This is a genomic window from Donghicola eburneus, from assembly GCF_900115865.1.
Taxonomy (GTDB): domain Bacteria; phylum Pseudomonadota; class Alphaproteobacteria; order Rhodobacterales; family Rhodobacteraceae; genus Donghicola; species Donghicola eburneus.
This window is the reverse complement of the sequence record NZ_FOXY01000010.1, coordinates 28890-48986: the sequence shown is the minus strand read 5'-3', so window position 1 is coordinate 48986 and position 20097 is coordinate 28890. Positions and strand designations below refer to the sequence as shown.

Genomic DNA, 20097 nt, shown 5'->3' with positions numbered 1-20097 from the left:
TTGGACGAGTCCAGCATCCATAGCACCGCCGGGGGCAACACCTCTCGGCGGTGTTTTGCATCCAGCCTAACCCTTCTGACCGATGCGCGGATCAAGCGCATCCTGACGCTCGCGGGCTATGCGCCACGTTTGGGCTGGCCGTCGCCGCAGGATGCGGTGCTGACGTGGGGGGCTGGTCACACGGCAGAGCGTGGCGCGCGCATGTGTGCTCGCACGGGTGCTGAAGAAATCCATCTGGAGGATGCGTTCCTACGTTCGGTTCAGCCGGGCCGCGCAGGGGATCCGCCGCTTGGATTGCTGATTGATACAGAGGGCCTGCACTTTGATCCTGCACAGCCCTCGGCCTTGGAGCGGATCCTGAAGCATGAGCCGCTGGACAACACAGCGCTTCTGGACCGAGCCAAGGCCTGTATGGCACGGATGCGGGCGCTGCACCTGTCCAAGTACAACGCTTATGATCCGACCGTTCAGGGTCCCGCAGCGGGTTACGTTCTGGTGGTGGACCAAGTGGCTGGCGATGCCTCTTTGCGCGCCTCGAACGGGGATCGGAACCGGTTTCTGGAAATGCTATGGGATGCGATCGAGGAAAACCCCGGCCAGCGCATCGTCATCCGCACACACCCCGAAACCGCCGAAGGCCACCGTAGCGGCATGTACGGGCCAGACGACTGCAACGACCGCGTGTCCCTGTGCGACGATGCCATCAGTCCGTGGCACCTGCTAGAGGGCGCGACAGCGGTCTATACCGTCTCGTCCCAACTGGGGTTCGAGGCGATCCTTGCAGGGCACCGCCCCCATGTCTACGGCCAGCCCTTTTACGCGGGTTGGGACCTGAGCGAAGACCGCGTGCCGCTTGCGCGGCGTCAACGCCGCCTGACCCCGGCACAGCTCTTTGCGGCCGCGATGATCCTGTACCCCACTTGGTACGACCCCTACACAGACCAGCTTTGCCCACTCGAACGCGTGCTCGACACGCTCGAGGCAGAGACCCGCGCATGGCGCGAGGATCGGATGGGGTGGGTCGCCTCGGGGATGCGGCTGTGGAAACGCGGCACGCTGGCCAAATTCTACGGGCACGGGGCGGGCATTCGCTTTGCCGATGATCCGGAAAAGGCCGTAGAACTCAGCGCCGAAACGGGCCGCGAATGGATGGCGTGGGCGGGGAAAACCGAGCCCGATTGGGAAGTTACGCGGGTCGAGGACGGGTTCCTGCGGTCCCGTGGGCTTGGTGCAGAACTGGTGCCGCCGCTATCGCTGGTGACTGACAGGCGCGGGATTTACTATGATCCCACCCGCAAAAGCGATCTGGAGACGATCCTCAACAACTCGACGGGCCTGCGGCGAGATCAGATCGACCGCGCCGAACGGCTGATCGAGACGCTGATCGCGCAAAATATCAGCAAGTACAATTTGGAAGGGAACCTCCCCGAGCTGCCCGCACGGCCGCTCATTCTGGTGCCTGGCCAAGTCGAGGATGACGCGTCCATCCGGCTCGGCGCCGGGATAGAGAAGACCAACTTGGCCCTGTTGCAACGGACGCGGATCGAAAACCCGGACGCGACGATCTTGTTCAAGCCCCACCCCGATGTCGAAGCCGGCCTGCGCACCGGTGCCATCCCCGAGGATCATATGGCAGAACTGGCCGATCTGGTGGTGCGCGGAACGGACCCTGCGGCCCTGCTGGCGCAGGTCGATCAGGTCTGGACCATGACCTCGACCCTCGGGTTCGAGGCGCTGCTGCGCGGGGTGCCCATCACAACCCTTGGCGCGCCGTTCTACGCGGGCTGGGGCCTGACCCGAGATTTGGGGCCAGTCCCCACACGCCGCCGCGCGCGACTGACCCTGCCAGAGTTGGTGCACGGCGCGCTGATCTGTTATCCGCGTTATTTCGATCCGGTGACGGGCCGCCCCTGCCCCGTCGAAGTGGCCGTCGCACGGCTGGCAAGTGGCCAAGGTCCAAGGGCTGGCCTGCCCTTGCGTTTATTGTCCAAAGCTCAAGGATTGCTGGCAGGCTACGCCCACCTTTGGCGCTAGATCACCGCCGCCGGAGCCAGCGGTGCAGCACGTCTGGCCCGATGGGGCGTGTCTCGACCAGATCAAAGCGCGGCGCCTCTGCCAAGGCATCAAGCCCCATCGCCCCAATGGCCGGTTGCCCCTCGGCCCCCAGTGCAAGACCGGCCGTATACCCGACCAGTTCATCAACCAAATCCGCTTGCAGGAGTGAGCCCGCAAACGCACCGCCACCCTCGCAAAAGACGCGCGTGAGGCCATGATCGCCAAGGCCTTGCAGCACGCTGTGTACATCCACACGGCGGCCGTCCAGCGCGCATTCCACGAGTGCCGCGCCCTGATCACGCCAAGGCGCCAGTGTGTCCTCGGGCAGGTTTGGCCCGTGGCACAGGATCATTGGGACCTCGGGGATGCTCTGCCACATGCGGCCTGCGCGGGGCAAATCCAGCTTGCGCGAGACGATGACGCGCGTCGGTTGGTGGCTGACGCCCATGTCGCGCACGGTCAATTGCGGATCGTCGGCGCGAGCTGTGCCGCCACCGACCATGACGGCGTCATGGCGCATCCGCATTCCGTGGACATGTCGGCGCGCCGCAGGCCCCGTGATCCATTGGCTTTCGCCCGAAGCCGTGGCGATCCGGCCGTCAAAACTGCTGGCAAGCTTGAGGGTGACTCTGGGTCGACCTTTGGCTAAGCGCAGGAAAAAGCCAGACAAATCCTCTAGCGCTTCGGCCTCCATAAGGCCGGTTTCGACGGCGATACCTGCGTCCCGAAGCTTGGCGATGCCCTGCCCTGCAACGCGCGGGTCCGTGTCGGTTGCGGCGATAACAACGCGGGCCACACCGGCCTCGATCAAGGCGTTCGCACAGGGCGGTGTTTTGCCGAAATGAGCGCAGGGCTCTAGCGTGACAAAAGCGGTGGCGCCACGCGCTTCAGGGCCCGCTTGGGCCAGAGCCACAACCTCTGCGTGTGGCCTGCCGCCGGGCTGGGTCCAGCCACGACCGACGATCCGCGCACCGTGCACTAGCACGCAGCCGACGGCGGGATTGGACCACGCATTGCCCATACCCCGACGCCCCAAAGACAGGGCGAGCGCCATGAAGCGCCGGTCTTGATGTCTGTCGATCACTCTGTCGTGGGCTCTGCCGGAGCGGTCGGGCGCAGCTCGCTGACAAACTTGTCAAAGTCATCCGCCGCTTGGAAGTTCTTGTAAACGCTTGCAAACCGCACATAGGCAACAGTGTCGATGCGGGCCAACGCCTCCATCACGATCTCGCCGATCATTTTGGACGGGATGTCCGTGTCGCCAAGGCTTTCGAGACGGCGCACGATGCCAGAGATCATCTGATCCAGACGCTCAGGCTCCACAGGGCGCTTTTGGGCCGCGATGCGGATCGAGCGTTCCAGCTTGTCGCGGTCGAAATCCTCGCGGCGGCCAGAGGTTTTGACGACCACCAGATCGCGCAGTTGAACACGCTCATAGGTTGTAAATCGACCACTGCACGACGGGCAGAAACGTCGACGTCGGATCGCCACGTGATCCTCTGCAGGACGGGAATCCTTGACCTGAGTGTCGACACTTCCACAGAACGGGCAGCGCATGGCAATTTCCTTTGTTCAGACCGCTGAATTGGGGGCGCCGCCCCAGTTATCCACAGGCACTATAGGACTGCCTCTACAATTTGGGTAGAGCTTTCTTGATCCCCCTATATGCGGCCTGCACTTTCGTCTTAGCCCTGAATCAATTTTGCAACGACTTCGCGGTGATGGGGGCGATCTCGGTGTTCAAACAGGTAGATACCCTGCCATGTTCCCAGCGCCAGCCGCCCACCAATCACAGGAATCGTCAATGAAATCGGTAGGATAGAGGCTTTGATATGCGCGGGCATATCATCTGGGCCCTCGTAGGTGTGGGTCAGATAGGACATCGCCGGATCGGTCGAAGGCGGCACGAGGCGCGAGAAGTAATTGACCAGATCCACTTTCACTTCGGGGTCGGCATTTTCCTGGATAAGCAAGCTGGCCGAGGTGTGCCGGATGAACAGGGTCAGAACCCCGTCCCCGCGCACCCAGTCAGCGACATCGCGGGTGAATTCGTAGATGCCCTGACCGCGGGTCGAAATGGTAAAGGTGGTGTGCATGGCGCGCTCTGCTCTTTTCTAGGGTCTGCGCAGCGTACCCTGCTGCGCGCCGCCCGTCACGGCCCAACCCCTTGATCCAGCGGCCAAAGCGGATGCCAGCTCGCGTATGGTTTACGTATGGCTCACGTCATGACGTGGCTCGCGCCAACGTGACCTTGGACCGCGCGCCGGATTTGGAACGATCCCGCGCATCTCCCGTTGTGCCAGCGACGCGGCTGCGGCCTCGAATTTGAATACTTTACAGGAGATTACCATGACCCGCTTTACCGGAAAAACCGTCATCGTGACCGGCGCCTCTTCGGGGATCGGCGCGGCAACCGCCCGCCGCTTTGGCCGCGAAGGCGCGAATGTCGTGCTTGTGTCCCGCAGCGAGGACAAGCTGAAGGACGTGGCCAAGGATATCCCGAACAGCACGGTCGTCGTGGCCGATGTCAGTCAGCAAGAGGGCGCGGACAAGATCGCCCAAGGCGCGCTCGACGCTTATGGCCAGATCGACGTGTTGGTGAACAACGCGGGCACCGCTGTCACGGGCAGCATCGACGATGTCACCCCCGATGACTGGCACAACGTCATCGAGACCGATCTGACCAGCGCCTATCTGGTCACCAAGGCTGCGTGGTCCGCGCTGAAAGAGTCCAAGGGCAACGTGGTCATGACCAGCTCTGTGTCGGGGATCGGTGGCGACTGGAACATGTTTGCCTATAACGCGGCCAAAGGCGGCGTCACCAACCTGACCCGCGCGCTGGCCTTGGACGCCCGCAACAGTGGCGTGCGTGTGAATGCCGTTTGCCCGTCCCTGACGAAATCCGAGATGACCACGGGCATCTTGGGCAATGACGACAAAATTCAGAAATTCATGGAGCGCATCCCCCTTGGCCGCCCCGCCGAGCCCGAGGACATCGCGGACGTCATCGCCTTTCTGGCCTCTGATGATGCGCGGTTCGTCAACGGCGTGAACCTGCCCGTGGATGGCGGTTTGTCCGCCAGCAACGGGCAACCGCCGCAAGCGTAAGCGGCGGCAAGACGTGCAAAGGGCGCCCCATGGGGCGCCCTTTTCCGTTTGGTTGATCAGCAGCCGCAGGACTTTTGCGCGGCAAGGTGCGCCTTGGCTTGGGGCGACAGGGACACGGTGTCTGTCGCGGGGGCTGGCGCCTTGGCTTCGGGGGCGGCTTGAGCCCCTGAATTGGCCGCCGGGGCGACCTGCGCCGCCATGGCGCTGCTGGCAGATGAAACGTTCATCGGTGCTCCCTCTTCACAGGTTGCTTGGACAGACCACGCACGGGCCGCACCCGAATGGATGCGGTTCATCGCGCGGCCCTGACCTGACCAACGACGTCTCTGCAAAAACTGTTAAGAGGCCGCCGTGGTCGCGTTCGCTTCCATGCGGGCTTTGGCTTCGGGCGACAGGGACACAGTGTCGGTCAGGCGCTCTGTCGGGGTCTTTTGCTCGCGGACCTCTTCGACTTTGTCGGGTTTGTTCACAGCCGCAATCTGGTCAGAACCGATCGTGTTGCTTGGCGAGATTTCCATCAGAGTATCCTCCCTTGGATATTTGGATCGGAGCGCAGCGCTTGCCCTTTGAGGAGGTCCCTCCCCGTAAAAAGCATGCGCAAACTCTCCCTTCGTAGAGTTACGACGCCGCTGAAGCCCGTTTTAGCGCGTCCGGGCAAAACAGCGGCAGGAGGGGACCCCTGTTTACGAGAGCCACCGCAAGAGCAGTGCCAGCGCCAACAAGATCATGAGATACACAAAGATCGGCAGGCCAAGCGTGAAGGAGGACAGCAGGACCACGGCATACACCACCTCTGCCACGAAGCGCAGGTCGGGCGTATCGACGACGCAGTAGGCCACCTGCATCGTGCCTTCGTTCCACCCACCACAATTGAAAAGCGCGAGGATCGGTATCCCGATCCCCGCGCCAAACACGATCAAAAATATGACCAGCGTCCTCACTGGTCGAGGAAGCTACGCAGCTTGCGCGACCGCGAGGGGTGCTTGAGTTTGCGGAGCGCCTTCGCTTCGATCTGGCGGATACGTTCGCGGGTCACGCTGAACTGCTGACCGACCTCTTCCAGAGTGTGGTCGGTGTTCATGCCGATGCCGAAACGCATACGCAGAACGCGCTCTTCGCGCGGGGTGAGCGAGGCCAGTACACGGGTCGTGGTTTCGCGCAGGTTGTCCTGAATCGCACTGTCGAGGGGCAGAAGCGCGTTCTTGTCCTCGATGAAATCGCCCAGTTGGCTGTCCTCTTCGTCGCCGATGGGCGTTTCCAGAGAGATCGGCTCTTTGGCGATCTTCATGACCTTGCGGACCTTCTCCAGAGGCATCTGGAGCTTTTCTGCCAGTTCCTCGGGGGTGGGTTCGCGGCCAATTTCGTGCAGCATCTGACGGCCGGTGCGGACCAGCTTGTTGATGGTCTCGATCATGTGGACAGGGATACGGATGGTCCGTGCCTGGTCCGCGATCGAACGGGTGATCGCCTGACGGATCCACCATGTCGCGTAGGTCGAGAACTTGTAACCGCGGCGGTATTCGAACTTGTCCACGGCCTTCATCAGGCCGATGTTGCCTTCCTGAATGAGGTCGAGGAACTGCAGACCACGGTTCGTGTACTTCTTCGCGATCGAGATCACGAGGCGCAGGTTGGCTTCGACCATCTCTTTCTTGGCCTGTCGGGCTTCTTTCTCACCCTTCTGGACCTGCTGCACGATGCGGCGGAATTCGCTGATATCGAGGCCCACATAGGTGCCGACCTGCGCCATGTCGTTGCGCAGATCCTCGATCTTGTCCGAGGAACGGTCGATCAGCGCCTGCCAGCCGCGACCGGACTTCTCGCGCATGCGATCCAGCCAGTTCGGGTCCAGCTCGTGGCCACGGTACTCTTCGATGAACTCACGGCGGTTGATGCGGGCTTGGTCCGCCAGCTTTACCATGGCCGAGTCGATGGACATGATGCGGCGGTTGATGCCGTAGAGCTGGTCGATCAGGGCTTCGATACGGTTGTTGTGCAGGTGAAGCTGGTTCACCAGAACAACGATTTCCGAACGCAGCTGCTGGTAGCGCGCCTCTTCCCCTTCAGAGAAGCTCTCGTCCTCGTTCAGGGTTGCGCTGATCCGCAGGTCCTGCATTTCCGACAGAAGCTCGAAGTCAGCCGCGATCTGGTCCAGCGTTTCCAGAACGCGGGGCTTGAGGGCAGCTTCCATCGCGGCCAGCGACATGTTGGCCTGTTCGTCTTCGTCGTCGTCATCGTCGTTGTTGATCGGGTTGCCGTCAGCGTCGTATTCCTGCTCGTTCGAGCGGGTTTCCGAGTTGGTGTTCGCAGGCGCCGCAGCGGGCGCACCGATCACGGGCTCGTCGCCTTCTTCGCCATCTTCACCACCCGAGCGGCCAAAGGTCGTCTCGAGGTCGATCACATCGCGCAGCAGAATGTCTTCGGACAAAAGTTCGTCGCGCCAGATCGTGATCGCCTGGAAGGTCAGCGGGCTCTCGCAGAGGCCTGCGATCATCGTGTTGCGGCCAGCCTCGATCCGTTTCGCGATCGCGATTTCACCTTCGCGCGACAGCAGCTCAACGCTTCCCATCTCGCGCAGGTACATACGGACAGGGTCGTCCGTGCGATCCAGCTTCTCTTTCTCGGCACCGGCTACGGCGACAGCGCCGCCCTGCTCTTTGGTGACAATTTCGGTCGAGCCCTGCTCTTCTTCTTCGGCTTCGTCATCTTCGATGATGTTGATGCCCATCTCGGACAACATCGACATGACGTCCTCGATCTGCTCCGAAGACACTTGATCGGGCGGCAGAACCTGATTGAGCTGATCGTATGTGATGTAGCCCCGTTCCCGCGCCTCGCCGATCATCTTCTTGACCCGGGCCTGGCTCAGATCGAGCGAGATTTCCTGGTCCTGATCCTGATCGTCGGACTTACGGTCTTCGGTATCTTTGGCTGCCATGTGGTCTTTGCTCCTTGGCGGGCGTGATTCGCGCCGGTCAGTACGACTCAATAACTGATTCGTTCTGATTCGCGCACCTCTTGATCAGGGTTTTTCGCCCGATTCCCCTTAACGTTCAATGTTTCGGCGTTTTTCCGAGATTCGCGAGCAGCCCATGAAGGGCTTCGCGCTCTTTTCGGTCCACGCGCATGCCGTTGTCGGCCTTCTCGTATTCTGTTGTGTCTTCCTGCTGTGCGCGGGTCGCACGGTCAAAGGCCAAGGCAGCCTGCCCCAGCCGGTAGGTGATCGCTTCGTCCGCGGCGCCTGTCAGCTCTTCGGTTGCCTCGGCTATTTCCGCCAGACGGCCATGTGCTGCTTTGAGCTTTGCCGTCTCTTCCATGAGGGTCAACTTGGCCGTTTCCAGATCGCCTGCCCGCCGAACCGACGGGCAAATGGAGATATGGTTCTGTCTCAGCAGGTTTTCAAGGATTTCACCGCCCACCAATGCCTCGAGCTCTGCGCGGAAGGCATTGGACCGTCCGTTCATCATCAGCAGCGCCCCGCGCAGGGTGTTGTGCTCCTGTGACTGACATTCCATGGCTTCGAGCAGGTCCATCGCCTCTTCCAGCACCATCGGCGTGGATACGATGGTAGCCAGCACCACGGCCTCGCGCAGGGAAATCTCGAAGTTCTCGTCCTGAACCAAGGCCGACGTCAGCGTCGTACCCAACGGTTTGGACGGCGGTGCCCCCCAAGGACGGCGCCCCCCGCCCCCCTGACGCGGCTGCCAATTCTGGCGCGGGGTCCATTCGCGGCGCGGCTCTTCGGCGCTGACCGCAGTGCCAAAGAGCCCTGCCCGCAACTCCTTGATCGCGTGGCCGTAATGGCTGCGCAGATCAGGGCTGCGTATCTGTTTGATCTCTTCGCGCAGGCGTTTGTCCAAGCCGGCTTTACGCTCTGGGCTGTCGAACACCTGATCCTCGATGGCGCGGCGCCACAGGATGTCGATCAAAGGCATCGCGGTGCCCAAAATCTCGGCCATGCCCTCGGGGCCTTTGGCTTTGATCAGATCGTCGGGGTCCTGCCCTTCGGGCATCAGGCAAAACCGCAGGGCTTTGTCCGCTTCGAGTAGCGGCAGCGCCACATCCACCAGACGATACGCGGCGCGCACGCCAGCTTTGTCCCCGTCCAAAGCAATCACCGGCTCTGGGCTGATCCGCCACATCAGTTGCAACTGCTCTGGCGTGATCGCAGTGCCAAGTGGCGCGACCGCCCCCTCGAACCCCGCCAAAGCCAGCGCGATCACATCCATATAGCCTTCGGCCACGATCAGGGTCTGCCCCCGCCCCACCGCTTCGCGCGCGGGCCCGTGGTTGTACAGGCTGTTGCCCTTGTCAAAGAGCTCTGTCTCGGGGCCGTTCAGGTATTTCGCCCGCGCATTCGGGTCCATCGCCCGCCCGCCAAAGGAAATGCACCGCCCCCGTGCATCGCGGATCGGGAACATGATGCGCCCGCGAAACCGGTCATAGGGGGCCCCGCCCCGATCGGACTCAGCACAGACACCGGTGGCAATGATCATCTCGTCCGGGATGCCCTTACCCTTCAGATGGTTCCACGTAGCTTGGCTCTCGTTCGGGGCGTAGCCGATCTCGAACCGGTCCTGCCCTTTCATCCCCAAACCGCGTCGATCCAGATAGGCCCGCGCGTCTTGCGCGGCCCCGGTCTTCAGCTGCATGCGATAGAATTTAACGACCTCTTCCATGACCTCAGCCAACTGGCTGCGGCGGTCCGCCTTCTTGGCGGCTTGCGGATCACGGGCGGGCATAGGCATGCCAGCTTCACGGGCCAGAATCTCGACCGCTTCCATGAAACCGACATTCTCGGTCTCTTGAACAAAGGTCAGCGCGTCCCCTTTGGCATGACACCCAAAGCAGTAATAAAACCCCTTGCGGTCATCCACATGAAAAGACGCAGATTTTTCCTGATGAAAAGGACACGACGCCCACCAATCCCCCTTGGCGCGGTTGGACTTTTTCGACCACACGACCTTGCGCCCGACCACTTGGGACAGGCTCACACGGGTGCGCAACTCTTCGATGAAATTGGGGGGCAAACTCATTGGCTGAATATCCCCCCACGCTCGCGGGATGTCCAGCCCCCGAACGCAGAGACGGGCCCGCCCTTTCGCGCGGACCTGCCTCTTTCTGCTTTGCAAAAATACTCACGGCTCAACACGGGCCATCCGTGCCCGCCGCCGCAGAACGTGGTGCTACAGCCCCTTGGCCTGATAGCTCATCGCAACCTTGCTGATCGCCACCAGATAGGCGGCCGTCCGCAGGTCGTCGACATCATCGCGGCTGTGCCAGACCTCGCGCATGGCCTGATAGGCAATCCGCATGGTATCATCGAGGCCAGAGCGCACAAGCTCCAGCTCTCCTGCCCCGCGCAGATACTTTTCCTTGAAGTCCGGCGTCATCGACCAGCTGTCCCCCAAGTAATGGTCCAGACGCTCCAGTTCCTTGACGATCAATTCGTGCCGCGCCTCTTCCTGACGGCGCTGCATCCGGCCAAAGCGGATCTTGCTCAGGTTCTTGACCCACTCGAAATACGACACCGTCACACCGCCCGCGTTGGCGTACATGTCGGGGATGATCACAGTGCCCTTCTTGCGCAGGATGTCGTCCGCGCCCGCCGTGACGGGACCGTTTGCGGCCTCGATGATCAGGGGCGCTTTGATCCGGTCGGCGTTGCCCATGTTGATCACGCCTTCCATCGCGGCGGGGATCAGGATGTCGCACGACTCTTCCAGAACCGCCGCGCCCTCGGCGTGGTGGGCGGCGTCGGGATAGCCGCTAACCCCGCCATGTTTGATGATCCACTGGCGGACAGCTTCGACGTCGATCCCGCTCTCATCAAAGAGCGCGCCGTCCCGCTCGATGATACCGATGATTTTGCAGCCATCCTCTTCGCCCAAGAACTTGGCCGCGTGGTAGCCCACATTGCCCAGACCCTGCACGATGACCTTCTTGCCCTCGAGCGTGCCCTTGAGACCTGCGGCCTTGATATCCTCTGGGTGGCGGAAGAATTCGCGCAAGGCGTATTGCACACCCCGCCCTGTGGCCTCGACCCGTCCTGCGATCCCGCCCGCGTTCAGGGGTTTGCCGGTGACGCAAGCCTTGGCGTTGATGTCGGTGGTGTTCATCCGCGCATATTGGTCCGCGATCCAAGCCATCTCCCGCTCGCCTGTGCCCATGTCGGGGGCGGGCACGTTCTGGCTGGGGTTGATCAGGTCCCGCTTGATCAGCTCATAGGCAAAGCGACGGGTGATCTGCTCTAGCTCGTGAACCTCCCACTGGGTGGGGTCGATGCAGAGCCCCCCTTTGGAGCCGCCGAACGGCGCCTCGACCAGCGCGCACTTAAAGGTCATGAGCGCCGACAGGGCCTCGACCTCATCCTGATCGACGGTCAGGGCATAGCGGATGCCGCCCTTTACAGGCTCCATATGCTCGGAGTGGTTCGAGCGATAACCTGTAAATGTGAATATCTGCCCGCGCAGCCTAACCCCGAACCGCACCGTGTAAGTAGAATTACAAACCCTGATCTTTTCCTCGAGGCCCGGAGACAGGTCCATAAGCGCCACGGCGCGGTTGAACATCATGTCGACGCTTTCGCGGAAAGTCGGTTCCTTGGGCGGGCGCATGGGCGGTCCTCTCGTTTGATTTCATGACAGGCTCTTGAAACCTGTGGATAAAATCAGAGTCCCACATTCATGTTCTGCGCGCATCTGAACTATCGGAACATGGCCTATCCCTTCTGACGAAGGGGGCTGAGTACCTGAAAACCCTCAATATTTTATTAACCTGAAATTAACTCTTTCCCCAAGTTTGCCCGGCATGCGCCCCAATCCTGCCATAAGGTATTGGAATACAGTCTTTCGAATATGAGTGACTTGTGTCGAGAGTAACATGAACCAATCCAGGCAAAAATCTGCGAGACTTGCACAGCGTGCAAAAGGGTTCTGCCATCGTTTCAGCCGGAACGAGGACGGCGTCATCTCGCTTCAATTCCTCTGGCAATTCCCGTTCATGCTGTGGTTCGGCTACATCGCGATCGACGTGATGATGCACGAATTCGAGCGGACGCGGTTGCAGAACACGCTGGACCGCGCGGTTCTGGCGGCGGCCGACTTGGACCAAGAGGGCGATCCAGAGGCAGTGGTGCGCAGCTACTTCAGGGCGGCGGGCATTGAAGACTCAATCGACTCGATCAAGATCAAAGAAGGTCTGAACATGCGGAACGTCGAGGCGACAGCCTCGATCTCTGTGCCGACAGTGTTCCTGAGAGCGGGCGATTCAGGTTACCGGAACAATCAGGACACGCCCTACGTCTACGACAACGATGCCAAGTCGCTGGACAACTTCGAGGCGCGCGGAAGCAGCCTGCCCGCCCGCGCCAACGGTGCCGCCGAAGAGTCAGTGAGCAACGTGGAAATCTCGCTCGTACTCGATATCTCGGGATCCATGGCGAACAACGGGCGCCTTGGCCGGATGCGGACCGCAGCGTCAGAATTCGTAGATGCCGTGATCCAAGAGGGCGAGACCGGCATGACCACCGTGTCCATTGTGCCCTATTCGGCTGTGGTCAACGTGGGGCCCTATCTGGCGTCGTCGTTCCCCATGACGACAGAGCACACCTATTCGCACTGCATGTCCTTTGAGAGTTCGGATTTCAACACCACCGCGATCTCTTTGGACAAGACCTATCAGCGTGTGGCGCATTTCGACCCGTTTTCGAACGACCAAAACTCGACAGAGATCGCGCAGCCGTGGTGTCCAACCGGAAACACGGCCGCCCTGTGGCCCATCGCGAACGACACCGCCAACCTGAAGGCCTATATCAACAGCCTGCAAGCTGGCGGGAACACCGCGATCGATGTGGGCATGAAGTGGGGCGCAGGTTTCTTGGACCCCGCGTTCCGCCCGATCGCCGCCAACTGGGCCGGTCGCGGATGGATCGACGGCCGTGCGGCGACGCGTCCTGCAGCCTTTGACGACGAAGATACGCTGAAGGTGATCGTTCTGATGACCGACGGGGAGAACACCAGCCAGTATGACCTGAAGGATTACCTGCGCAGCGGGGATTCCAACATCTGGGTGGACGAGCGCGGCAATTCGGACCCCCGCGATGACCGGTTCAGCTACAACCTGTCGGCCTATAACCAAGGCACGGTGTTTTTCTGGGAGCGGCTCGAACAGTACGAGCAGAAGTACCGCTACTGGAACTCGATCGACGGCGGGGACAGCGCGCGCCGCATGACCTACCAAGAAACGTTCGCCCGTTGGGGCACGACGTCGATGGCCTACAAGTTCATTGAACGCCCCTACTACGACTACCGTGCGCCTATCGACCTGTTCTACAAATATGCCTACGCCTATGAAGAAAAGGTAAACGCGGCTGGGGCAAACGCGCGACTGAACGCGATCTGCAATGCGGCCAAGGACAAAAACATCGTCATCTTCTCTGTGGCGTTCGAAGCGCCTGATGGGGGCAAGAACGCCCTGCGCAGCTGCGCCTCGACCGAGTCCCACTTCTTTGACGTGAACGGGGTCGAGATCGAGGAAGTCTTTTCCGCGATCGGCCGCCAGATCAACCAGCTGAGGCTCGTGCAATGATGGGTCGCATGAAAACTGCCCTGCGCCGCGTGTGGCGGCGGGAGGACGGGACATCCTCGGTCGAGTTTGTCATGGTCTTTCCGATCTTCTTGTTTGCCCTGTTCTGGAGCATTGAAACCAGTGTCTGGATGCTGCGCGCCACGGCGCTGGAGCGCGGACTGGATATGGCGATCCGTGAAATCCGGATCAGCACGCAGAACGCCCAGCCCACCTATGACGAACTGAAGGAGATCATTTGCGACGGGGCGGGCAATCTGGGGGGCGATTGCTTTAGCGATCTGAAGCTGGAATTGCAGCGGGCGAACCCGCGTGCCTTTGCCGGTCTGCCTGCAAATGCGGACTGCGTGGACAAGTCAGAGCCGATCAAGCCTGCAGTGAACTTCAACCCCGGTCAGCCTAATGATCTGATGCTGGTGCGGGCCTGTGCGCGCATCGAGCCGCTGTTCCCTGCCCTTCACGTCGGCAATGCGATGAAGCGCGAATCCGATGGCGGCACTGCCCTCGTGGCGATCAGCACCTTTGTTCAGGAGCCCTAAGATGTTGCAGGCCCTACGATCCCGAATGCGCCGGTTTTTCGGGCACAGCGATGGCAGCATCACGCTCGAGGCGATCTTGTACATGCCGCCGATCCTGATGCTATTTTTGCTGTCCTTGGTGCTGTTCGACGGGTTCCGCACGAACAACCTGTCGCAAAAAGCTGCGTATTCCATCGGGGACGCCATCTCCCGTGAAACGGTGCCCTTGGACGACGCCTATCTGAACGGGATGGAGGCCGTGTATCAGGAAATCGTCGGACGACGGGCCGGTTATGGCATCCGGTTTACCATCATGCGCTGGAGCGCATCGCAAGAGGCCTATCTGGTCGATTGGTCCAATGTGCGCGGCACATTGATCACCAACCGGCTGACTGATGCGGACCTAGAGGGCATGGAAGACGACCTGCCCCAACTGCAAAACGGCGAGCGGATCATCATGATTGAGGCGCGGACGGATGTCAGCGTGCCGGAAGCCCTGCGCAAAAGCAGTGATGGCTGGGCCCCGCCTCTGTCTGTCCGGATCGACATGGACAAGTTCCAGATGGCGGCGAATGTGATCACACGTCCGCGCTTTACCCCTCAGGTTTGCTGGCAGGCTTGCTAGGGATTAGAGTTCCATGCCGGATTTGCGGACGGCGATCATATCGGCCACGGCCTTGGTCTCGCCTCCGGGCAGGACACCGCCAACCGCGACGCGGCGCCCCATGCGCCACCACACCCCTGGGAACCATGCGCGCGGCATGGGTTCGTTCAGGTGAAGCAGGAAACCGTGCGATGGTTTGAACGCGAAAGCCCCGCGCTCGACCTTTTCGATATTATCGATGGTGGCGACCACACGGCCGGCACTGTCTGTCAGGCTGTCACCCTCTAGGATCAGCGACAGCTGCCCCGACTGCATCATTTTCCAACCGCCAAAGATGGCGAAGCCACCGAACAACAGTAGAAAGCCCCGCAACACCAAGGTCACGGGCGGATGCGCCAGCGCCAGATAGATCAAGATCGCGCCCAGTCCCATCATGGCGGCCACGCCCAGCCAGATGCGCATAGGCGACGGGGAGATACGGATCGAGATGCTATCGGTCATAACCATTGTCCTGCGCTGGATCATTTCAGTGCAATCAGGTCGCACGGGCAGGCCCAGAGGTCAACGTAGACCCGTATCAGGACCGAAAATCTGGGCAAAAAAATACGGGGGTCGAAACCCCCGCTATAAGTATGAGTGCAAGGAGAGCGGCTACTTGCACCCCGGTCCGATGGTCTGCAGGGAACTTGCTGACCGTCTCGCCGTGTAGGTATATGTGTAACTCAGAATATCATATCCGCCTATAGCCACAGGTGCAGACCTGACGTTGCATTTCCGCATTAACCATTGATTTTACTTGCACATTTCCGAATGCGCGCATGTGCAGTTTCGCACGGAACCCCTGTTCAGCCCCACAGAGCTAAGGTTTGGAAAGGCCCTCTGGGCCCCCTATATTTGGCGTAACTTCAGATTGGAGAAAGCCAATGTCCCTGCGACCGACCCTCGAAACCCGCCTTGCCCAGCCCACGATGGAGGGCGCGGGCGTGCACCTGCACCGTGCCTTTGGGTTTCACGATCCGTCAGAGCTGGACCCGTTCCTGCTGTTCGATGACTTCCGGAACGACATTCCGCAGCATTTCGAGCGTGGCTTTCCTTGGCATCCCCACCGCGGGATCGAAACCATCACGTATGTGCTGAACGGCACCGTCGATCACGGTGACAGTCTGGGGAACACGGGGACGCTTGGCGCAGGCGATGTGCAGTGGATGACGGCTGGGTCCGGCATCTTGCATCAGGAAATGCCCAAGGGGAACATCAACGGTCAGATGCATGGCTTTCAGCTATGGGCGAACTTGCCCGGCAGCCTGAAAATGACCGCGCCGCGCTATCAGGATGTTCAGGGCAAAGAGATCCCTGAAATCATCGATGACGACGGCACACGGGTCAAGGTGATCGTCGGATCGTTCTGGGGCAAGACCGGCCCTGTCGATGGGATTGCCGCTGATCCGCAGTATCTGGATATCTTTGTGCCTGCGGGCGTGAAAAAGACCTTCAAGATCGACACTTACCGCCGTGCGTTCGCCTATGTGTTCGAAGGGGCCGGTGCCTTTGCCGACGCCAGTGCGCCCACCGGTGTGCTGCTGGAGAAAGAGGTCATGGGCGAAGAAGTGAACATTCGCGATATGTCCGGCAACCGCACCTTGATCCGGTTCGGGACTGGAGACGAAGTGACGGTTCAGGCGGGCCCCGAGGGGATCCGGTTCTTGCTGATTTCCGGCGCCCCGATTCAGGAACCTGTGGCATGGCATGGCCCGATCGTCATGAACACGCAGGCCGAATTGCAGCAGGCGATGCGGGAGTTGCGGAACGGGACGTTCATCAAGCCCGCCCACTAAACAGCTTTGGCCCCTGCGCGCTGCGCGGGGGTTTTGCGTTTCAGGCCCCGACAGCCTTGCGCACCATGTCCCAGTAGATCGTTTCAACCTCGGTCAGGGTCAGGCGCCCTTCGCGGCGGTACCACGTGGTCACACCGTTCAGCATCGAAATGATGGCGCGGGTTGCCACGCGCGGATCGACCAGAGTGAATTCACCCGCCTCGACCCCTGCGCGCAGAATGCCCGAGAGTTCATCCTCGTATTTGCCGCGCAATTCTTCGATCACCGCAAAATTCTCGGGGGTCAGGTTTCGCAGCTCCATGTAGGCGATGAAAATCTCGTGCGGGCGCTCTTCGTGATAGCTGATGTGAAACCGCGTGAACGCCTCGAGTCGATCCGTCGGCGTGCCTGTGGTGCCAGCCTCAGACCGCGCAGCCAGCAGGTCCTCCATGTGGCTGTGCATCAGATCGAACAGCAGGCTCTGTTTATCGGGGGTGTAGTTGTACAGCGCCCCTGCCTGCACCCCCACCTCGGCTGCGATTTTCCGCATGGAAACGGCAGCATAGCCTTCGGCTGCGAAAAGACGCAGGGCGACCTCGCGGATGCGGGGACCAGTGATGTCGGAATGAGAGCCTGTGGTACGTGCCATATCCCCATCAATAACTGAACGGACGTTCATGGCAAAGCCCTCCGTTCGTGCTTGATGCGAAGGTCGGGTCTGCCTATGCAGGTCTGAACCATTTGATTGCCGACGGAGAGCCCGCATGCGCCCGATCATCTGCTTTGCCAGCCTTGCCTGCCTATTGGCGGCATGCGAGCCGATGCCCGACCTGACCGAGGTCGAGAGCGCCTATGTCGAGACGGCCCCCTACCCTGACCTGATCACGTTGACCCCCGGCATCTCTGCCCCCGCGCCGACGGACTCGGACGACGAATCCATGGCGGCGCTGCAGGCGCGGGCCGACCGGTTGGCGGCTCAGGCCCAATAAACCTGCGTCTATTGCGCCAATAGCCCCTGCGCCGCATTGAAGCGGTCCACAAAAGCGGCTAGATGGCGCGCGATCAGAACTAACCAAAGACAGAAAAACTGGAGGCTCCGATGACCCAACCCCTGCGCCTTGGCATTGCCGGTCTGGGCACCGTCGGCATCGGCGTCGTCAAGATCGTGAAACAGCAAGCCGAATTGCTGTCCGCCCGCACCGGTCGCAAGATCGAAATCAGCGCCGTGTCCGCGCGCACCCGTGACAAGGATCGCGGCGTCAGCCTGAGCGGTTTCGCATGGGAAGACGATCCCGTTGCGCTGGCGACCCGCGATGATGTGGACGTGTTCGTCGAACTGATGGGTGGCAGCGATGGCCCCGCCAAAGCCGCGACCGAAGCCGCCCTGAAAGCGGGCAAGCACGTGGTCACCGCCAACAAGGCGATGCTGGCCGTGCACGGTCAGGCACTCGCCGAAGAGGCCGAGGGCGCAGGCGTGAATCTGCGGTTCGAAGCGGCGGTCGCTGGCGGCATCCCTGTCATCAAGACCTTGACCGAGAGCTTGGCAGGCAACCAGATCACCCGCGTCATGGGCGTGATGAACGGCACCTGCAACTACATCCTGACCCGCATGGAAAGCGCGGGCCTGACCTACGAGACCGTCTTTGACGAGGCCAACGCGCTTGGCTACCTCGAGGCGGACCCGACCTTGGACGTGGGCGGCATCGACGCGGGCCACAAGCTGGCCATTCTGGCGTCGATCGCGTTTGGCACGCAGGTGGACTTCAACGGGATCGAGATTGAAGGCATTGAGCGCATTTCGATTTCCGACATCCGCCATGCGCGCGACATGGGCTACCGGATCAAGCTGCTGGGCGTCGCACAGATGTCTGGCCGTGGTCTGGAAAGCCGTATGTCGCCTTGTCTGGTGCCTGCGAATTCGCCCCTCGGCGCGCTCGAAGGGCCGACCAACATGTGCATCCTCGAAGGGGACAGCGTCGGCCAGATCGTGCTGCGCGGTGCCGGCGCGGGCGAAGGTCCGACCGCAAGCGCTGTGATGGGCGACATCTGCGATATCGCACGCGGTCTGAAGATCGCGACCTTTGGCGTTCCGGCGGACCAGTTGGTTCAGGCGGAGTCGGCCCGCAGTGCGGTCCCTGCCCCCTACTATCTGCGCATGGAATTGGCCGACAAACCCGGAGCGCTGGCCAAAGTTGCGACCATTCTGGGCGAAGCTGGCATCTCGATCGACCGGATGCGCCAGACCGCACACAACGAGTCGACCGCGTCTGTGCTGATCGTGACCCACAAGTGCACTCGCGATTCTCTGGACAGCGCACTGGCGGCGCTGCCTGCGACCAATGTCTTGGACGCAGAGCCCGTCGCTCTGCGGATTGAGCAGGTTTAACTGACTTTTGCGCCCTGTTTCGATAGGCTAGAGGCGGGGCGTATTACCAAAAAGGAAGTTTTTATGTCTGCGCCGGATGATTTTCAGGACCGTATGCTCGCCCTTGGACTGGGGCGCGTTGCCGAAAAAGCAGCTCTTGCCACCGAAGATCTGATCGGGCGCGGCGATGAGCGCGCGGCGGATAAAGCGGCCGGTGCGGCAATGGAAACCGAGCTTAGCCGTCTGGACCTGCGCGGGACCGTTGTGATCGGTGAAACCGACACAGACCGCATGGGCGTGGGCGCTTCGGTCGGAAACGGCGATGGTCCTGAGCTTGACGTGGCCGTGGACCCACTAGAGGGAACAACGCTCGCCGCCAAAGATCTGCCCAACGCCATGAGCGTGATCGCAATGGCGCCCAAGGGGTCGATCACGCAGGTTCCGAATATCTACATGGAAAAGCTGGCCTTTAGCGGCACATATGCGCCGGATACGGTCACGCTGGACATGACTCCGACCCAGCGCATCGAAGCCTTGGCCAAAGCCAAAGGCTGCGCGCCCAAGGATGTGACCGTCTGTATGCTGGAGCGTCCGCGCCATATGCCCATGATCGACGAGCTGCGCGACACCGGCGCGGCTGTGCGTCTGATCACTGACGGCGACATCTCTGCGGTCATCAACTGCGCAGAGCCCGAAGACACCGGCATCGACATGTATATGGGGTCCGGCGGCGCCCCCGAAGGTGTGCTGGCGGCGGCGGCGCTGAAATGCTTGGACGGGCATTTCTATGGGCAGCTGATCTATCGAAATGAAGATGAACGCCACCTCGCCCGCTCCTTCGGGAATCGCGAGTTGGATCGCGTTTATACGCGGGATGAACTGGTCACCGACCACGTGATTTTTGCCGCAACCGGCGTGACGAATTCCAGCCTGCTGCGCGGCATGATCCGTGCCCCGCGCTATGTGCAGACCGAAACCCTGCTGATGCGCAGCAAAACCGGATCCATCCGGCGCATGAGCTACCGTATTCCGAGGACACGCAGCTGA

General features: G+C 61.1%; 20 protein-coding genes. 9 read left to right on the top strand and 11 right to left on the bottom strand.

Annotated features, from left to right (window positions below; genetic code table 11):
• Positions 1 to 2034 (top strand): capsular polysaccharide biosynthesis protein, encoded by a 2034-nt coding sequence (locus tag BM225_RS16545; RefSeq protein ID WP_092465006.1) that lies wholly within the window; start codon positions 1 to 3, stop codon positions 2032 to 2034.
• A gap of 1 nt (position 2035) precedes the next feature.
• Here the strand turns inward: BM225_RS16545 and ribD are convergent, their stop codons facing one another.
• The 3 genes from ribD to BM225_RS16530 form a co-directional block, all read right to left on the bottom strand.
• On the bottom strand, positions 2036 to 3139 hold the full coding sequence (gene ribD, locus BM225_RS16540) for a bifunctional diaminohydroxyphosphoribosylaminopyrimidine deaminase/5-amino-6-(5-phosphoribosylamino)uracil reductase RibD (RefSeq protein WP_420809862.1): 1104 nt from the start codon (positions 3137 to 3139) through the stop codon (positions 2036 to 2038).
• Complete coding sequence (nrdR, locus tag BM225_RS16535; RefSeq protein WP_072705825.1) at positions 3136 to 3612, bottom strand: transcriptional regulator NrdR; 477 nt, start codon at positions 3610 to 3612, stop codon at positions 3136 to 3138. Before nrdR ends, ribD begins: the two co-directional genes overlap by 4 nt.
• Before the next feature lie 128 nt (positions 3613 to 3740).
• The gene (locus BM225_RS16530) at positions 3741 to 4151 is read right to left on the bottom strand and encodes a secondary thiamine-phosphate synthase enzyme YjbQ (RefSeq protein WP_072705824.1); all 411 of its coding nucleotides are present in this window, start codon (positions 4149 to 4151) and stop codon (positions 3741 to 3743) included.
• 253 nt (positions 4152 to 4404) lie between these two features.
• Between BM225_RS16530 and budC the strand changes: the two genes are divergently transcribed.
• Complete coding sequence (gene budC / locus BM225_RS16525; RefSeq protein WP_072705823.1) at positions 4405 to 5163, top strand: meso-2,3-butanediol dehydrogenase; 759 nt, start codon at positions 4405 to 4407, stop codon at positions 5161 to 5163.
• Between the two features lie 56 nt (positions 5164 to 5219).
• Here the strand turns inward: budC and BM225_RS21855 are convergent, their stop codons facing one another.
• From BM225_RS21855 to BM225_RS16495, 6 genes are all read right to left on the bottom strand, one after another.
• On the bottom strand, positions 5220 to 5390 hold the full coding sequence (locus BM225_RS21855) for a hypothetical protein (RefSeq protein ID WP_177218644.1): 171 nt from the start codon (positions 5388 to 5390) through the stop codon (positions 5220 to 5222).
• A gap of 111 nt (positions 5391 to 5501) precedes the next feature.
• Complete coding sequence (locus BM225_RS16515; protein WP_072705821.1) at positions 5502 to 5681, bottom strand: hypothetical protein; 180 nt, start codon at positions 5679 to 5681, stop codon at positions 5502 to 5504.
• Positions 5682 to 5846: 165 nt separating this feature from the next.
• A complete protein-coding gene (locus tag BM225_RS16510) occupies positions 5847 to 6083 on the bottom strand; it encodes a hypothetical protein (RefSeq protein WP_072705820.1) in 237 nt (78 codons plus the stop codon).
• Between the two features lie 17 nt (positions 6084 to 6100).
• On the bottom strand, positions 6101 to 8101 hold the full coding sequence (rpoD, locus tag BM225_RS16505; protein WP_072705819.1) for an RNA polymerase sigma factor RpoD: 2001 nt from the start codon (positions 8099 to 8101) through the stop codon (positions 6101 to 6103).
• A gap of 115 nt (positions 8102 to 8216) precedes the next feature.
• Complete coding sequence (dnaG, locus tag BM225_RS16500; RefSeq protein ID WP_072705818.1) at positions 8217 to 10199, bottom strand: DNA primase; 1983 nt, start codon at positions 10197 to 10199, stop codon at positions 8217 to 8219.
• A 150-nt stretch (positions 10200 to 10349) separates the two neighbouring features.
• Positions 10350 to 11780, bottom strand: a complete 1431-nt coding sequence (locus BM225_RS16495; protein ID WP_072705817.1) for a Glu/Leu/Phe/Val family dehydrogenase — start codon at positions 11778 to 11780, stop codon at positions 10350 to 10352.
• Positions 11781 to 12045: 265 nt separating this feature from the next.
• Between BM225_RS16495 and BM225_RS16490 the strand changes: the two genes are divergently transcribed.
• From BM225_RS16490 to BM225_RS16480, 3 genes are read left to right on the top strand one after another with little or no spacing between them, the layout of a single operon-like run.
• On the top strand, positions 12046 to 13752 hold the full coding sequence (locus BM225_RS16490) for a TadE/TadG family type IV pilus assembly protein (protein ID WP_072705816.1): 1707 nt from the start codon (positions 12046 to 12048) through the stop codon (positions 13750 to 13752).
• Positions 13753 to 13760: 8 nt separating this feature from the next.
• Positions 13761 to 14288: a TadE/TadG family type IV pilus assembly protein gene (locus BM225_RS16485; protein WP_245780526.1), complete on the top strand. Its 528-nt coding sequence runs from the start codon at positions 13761 to 13763 to the stop codon at positions 14286 to 14288.
• Position 14289: 1 nt separating this feature from the next.
• The gene (locus tag BM225_RS16480) at positions 14290 to 14892 is read left to right on the top strand and encodes a hypothetical protein (RefSeq protein ID WP_072705814.1); all 603 of its coding nucleotides are present in this window, start codon (positions 14290 to 14292) and stop codon (positions 14890 to 14892) included.
• A 3-nt stretch (positions 14893 to 14895) separates the two neighbouring features.
• On the opposite strand, the gene BM225_RS16475 is transcribed toward BM225_RS16480, so the two are convergent.
• Positions 14896 to 15372 carry a hypothetical protein gene (locus tag BM225_RS16475; protein WP_072705813.1) on the bottom strand — a complete coding sequence of 159 codons (477 nt, stop codon included), beginning with the start codon at positions 15370 to 15372 and terminating at the stop codon, positions 14896 to 14898.
• Positions 15373 to 15794: 422 nt separating this feature from the next.
• Between BM225_RS16475 and BM225_RS16470 the strand changes: the two genes are divergently transcribed.
• Positions 15795 to 16706, top strand: coding sequence for a pirin family protein (locus tag BM225_RS16470; protein WP_072705812.1), 912 nt, complete (start codon positions 15795 to 15797; stop codon positions 16704 to 16706).
• Between the two features lie 40 nt (positions 16707 to 16746).
• On the opposite strand, the gene BM225_RS16465 is transcribed toward BM225_RS16470, so the two are convergent.
• A complete protein-coding gene (locus tag BM225_RS16465; protein ID WP_072705901.1) occupies positions 16747 to 17334 on the bottom strand; it encodes a TetR/AcrR family transcriptional regulator in 588 nt (195 codons plus the stop codon).
• Between the two features lie 115 nt (positions 17335 to 17449).
• Here BM225_RS16465 and BM225_RS16460 point away from each other — a divergent pair, with 115 nt between their 5' ends.
• The 3 genes from BM225_RS16460 to BM225_RS16450 all read left to right on the top strand — a co-directional run bounded on the left by BM225_RS16460 (position 17450) and on the right by BM225_RS16450 (position 20097).
• Positions 17450 to 17674 carry a hypothetical protein gene (locus tag BM225_RS16460; RefSeq protein ID WP_072705811.1) on the top strand — a complete coding sequence of 75 codons (225 nt, stop codon included), beginning with the start codon at positions 17450 to 17452 and terminating at the stop codon, positions 17672 to 17674.
• Positions 17675 to 17784: 110 nt separating this feature from the next.
• On the top strand, positions 17785 to 19071 hold the full coding sequence (locus BM225_RS16455; protein WP_072705810.1) for a homoserine dehydrogenase: 1287 nt from the start codon (positions 17785 to 17787) through the stop codon (positions 19069 to 19071).
• A 63-nt stretch (positions 19072 to 19134) separates the two neighbouring features.
• Positions 19135 to 20097: a fructose-bisphosphatase class II family protein gene (locus BM225_RS16450; protein WP_072705809.1), complete on the top strand. Its 963-nt coding sequence runs from the start codon at positions 19135 to 19137 to the stop codon at positions 20095 to 20097.

What these genes read in the sequence shown, in the direction of transcription:
- BM225_RS16515 (WP_072705821.1), bottom strand. Translation starts at nt 5,681, where the DNA reads ATGGAAATCTCGCCAAGCAACACGATCGGTTCTGACCAGATTGCGGCT.
- BM225_RS16475 (WP_072705813.1), bottom strand. Translation starts at nt 15,372, where the DNA reads ATGACCGATAGCATCTCGATCCGTATCTCCCCGTCGCCTATGCGCATC.
- rpoD (WP_072705819.1), bottom strand. Translation starts at nt 8,101, where the DNA reads ATGGCAGCCAAAGATACCGAAGACCGTAAGTCCGACGATCAGGATCAG.
- BM225_RS16485 (WP_245780526.1), top strand. Translation starts at nt 13,761, where the DNA reads ATGAAAACTGCCCTGCGCCGCGTGTGGCGGCGGGAGGACGGGACATCC.
- BM225_RS16455 (WP_072705810.1), top strand. Translation starts at nt 17,785, where the DNA reads ATGACCCAACCCCTGCGCCTTGGCATTGCCGGTCTGGGCACCGTCGGC.
- BM225_RS16480 (WP_072705814.1), top strand. Translation starts at nt 14,290, where the DNA reads ATGTTGCAGGCCCTACGATCCCGAATGCGCCGGTTTTTCGGGCACAGC.
- budC (WP_072705823.1), top strand. Translation starts at nt 4,405, where the DNA reads ATGACCCGCTTTACCGGAAAAACCGTCATCGTGACCGGCGCCTCTTCG.
- dnaG (WP_072705818.1), bottom strand. Translation starts at nt 10,199, where the DNA reads ATGAGTTTGCCCCCCAATTTCATCGAAGAGTTGCGCACCCGTGTGAGC.
- BM225_RS16495 (WP_072705817.1), bottom strand. Translation starts at nt 11,780, where the DNA reads ATGCGCCCGCCCAAGGAACCGACTTTCCGCGAAAGCGTCGACATGATG.
- nrdR (WP_072705825.1), bottom strand. Translation starts at nt 3,612, where the DNA reads ATGCGCTGCCCGTTCTGTGGAAGTGTCGACACTCAGGTCAAGGATTCC.
- BM225_RS16470 (WP_072705812.1), top strand. Translation starts at nt 15,795, where the DNA reads ATGTCCCTGCGACCGACCCTCGAAACCCGCCTTGCCCAGCCCACGATG.
- BM225_RS16490 (WP_072705816.1), top strand. Translation starts at nt 12,046, where the DNA reads ATGAACCAATCCAGGCAAAAATCTGCGAGACTTGCACAGCGTGCAAAA.
- BM225_RS16450 (WP_072705809.1), top strand. Translation starts at nt 19,135, where the DNA reads ATGTCTGCGCCGGATGATTTTCAGGACCGTATGCTCGCCCTTGGACTG.
- BM225_RS16465 (WP_072705901.1), bottom strand. Translation starts at nt 17,334, where the DNA reads ATGGCACGTACCACAGGCTCTCATTCCGACATCACTGGTCCCCGCATC.
- BM225_RS21855 (WP_177218644.1), bottom strand. Translation starts at nt 5,390, where the DNA reads ATGAACGTTTCATCTGCCAGCAGCGCCATGGCGGCGCAGGTCGCCCCG.
- BM225_RS16530 (WP_072705824.1), bottom strand. Translation starts at nt 4,151, where the DNA reads ATGCACACCACCTTTACCATTTCGACCCGCGGTCAGGGCATCTACGAA.
- BM225_RS16460 (WP_072705811.1), top strand. Translation starts at nt 17,450, where the DNA reads ATGCGCCCGATCATCTGCTTTGCCAGCCTTGCCTGCCTATTGGCGGCA.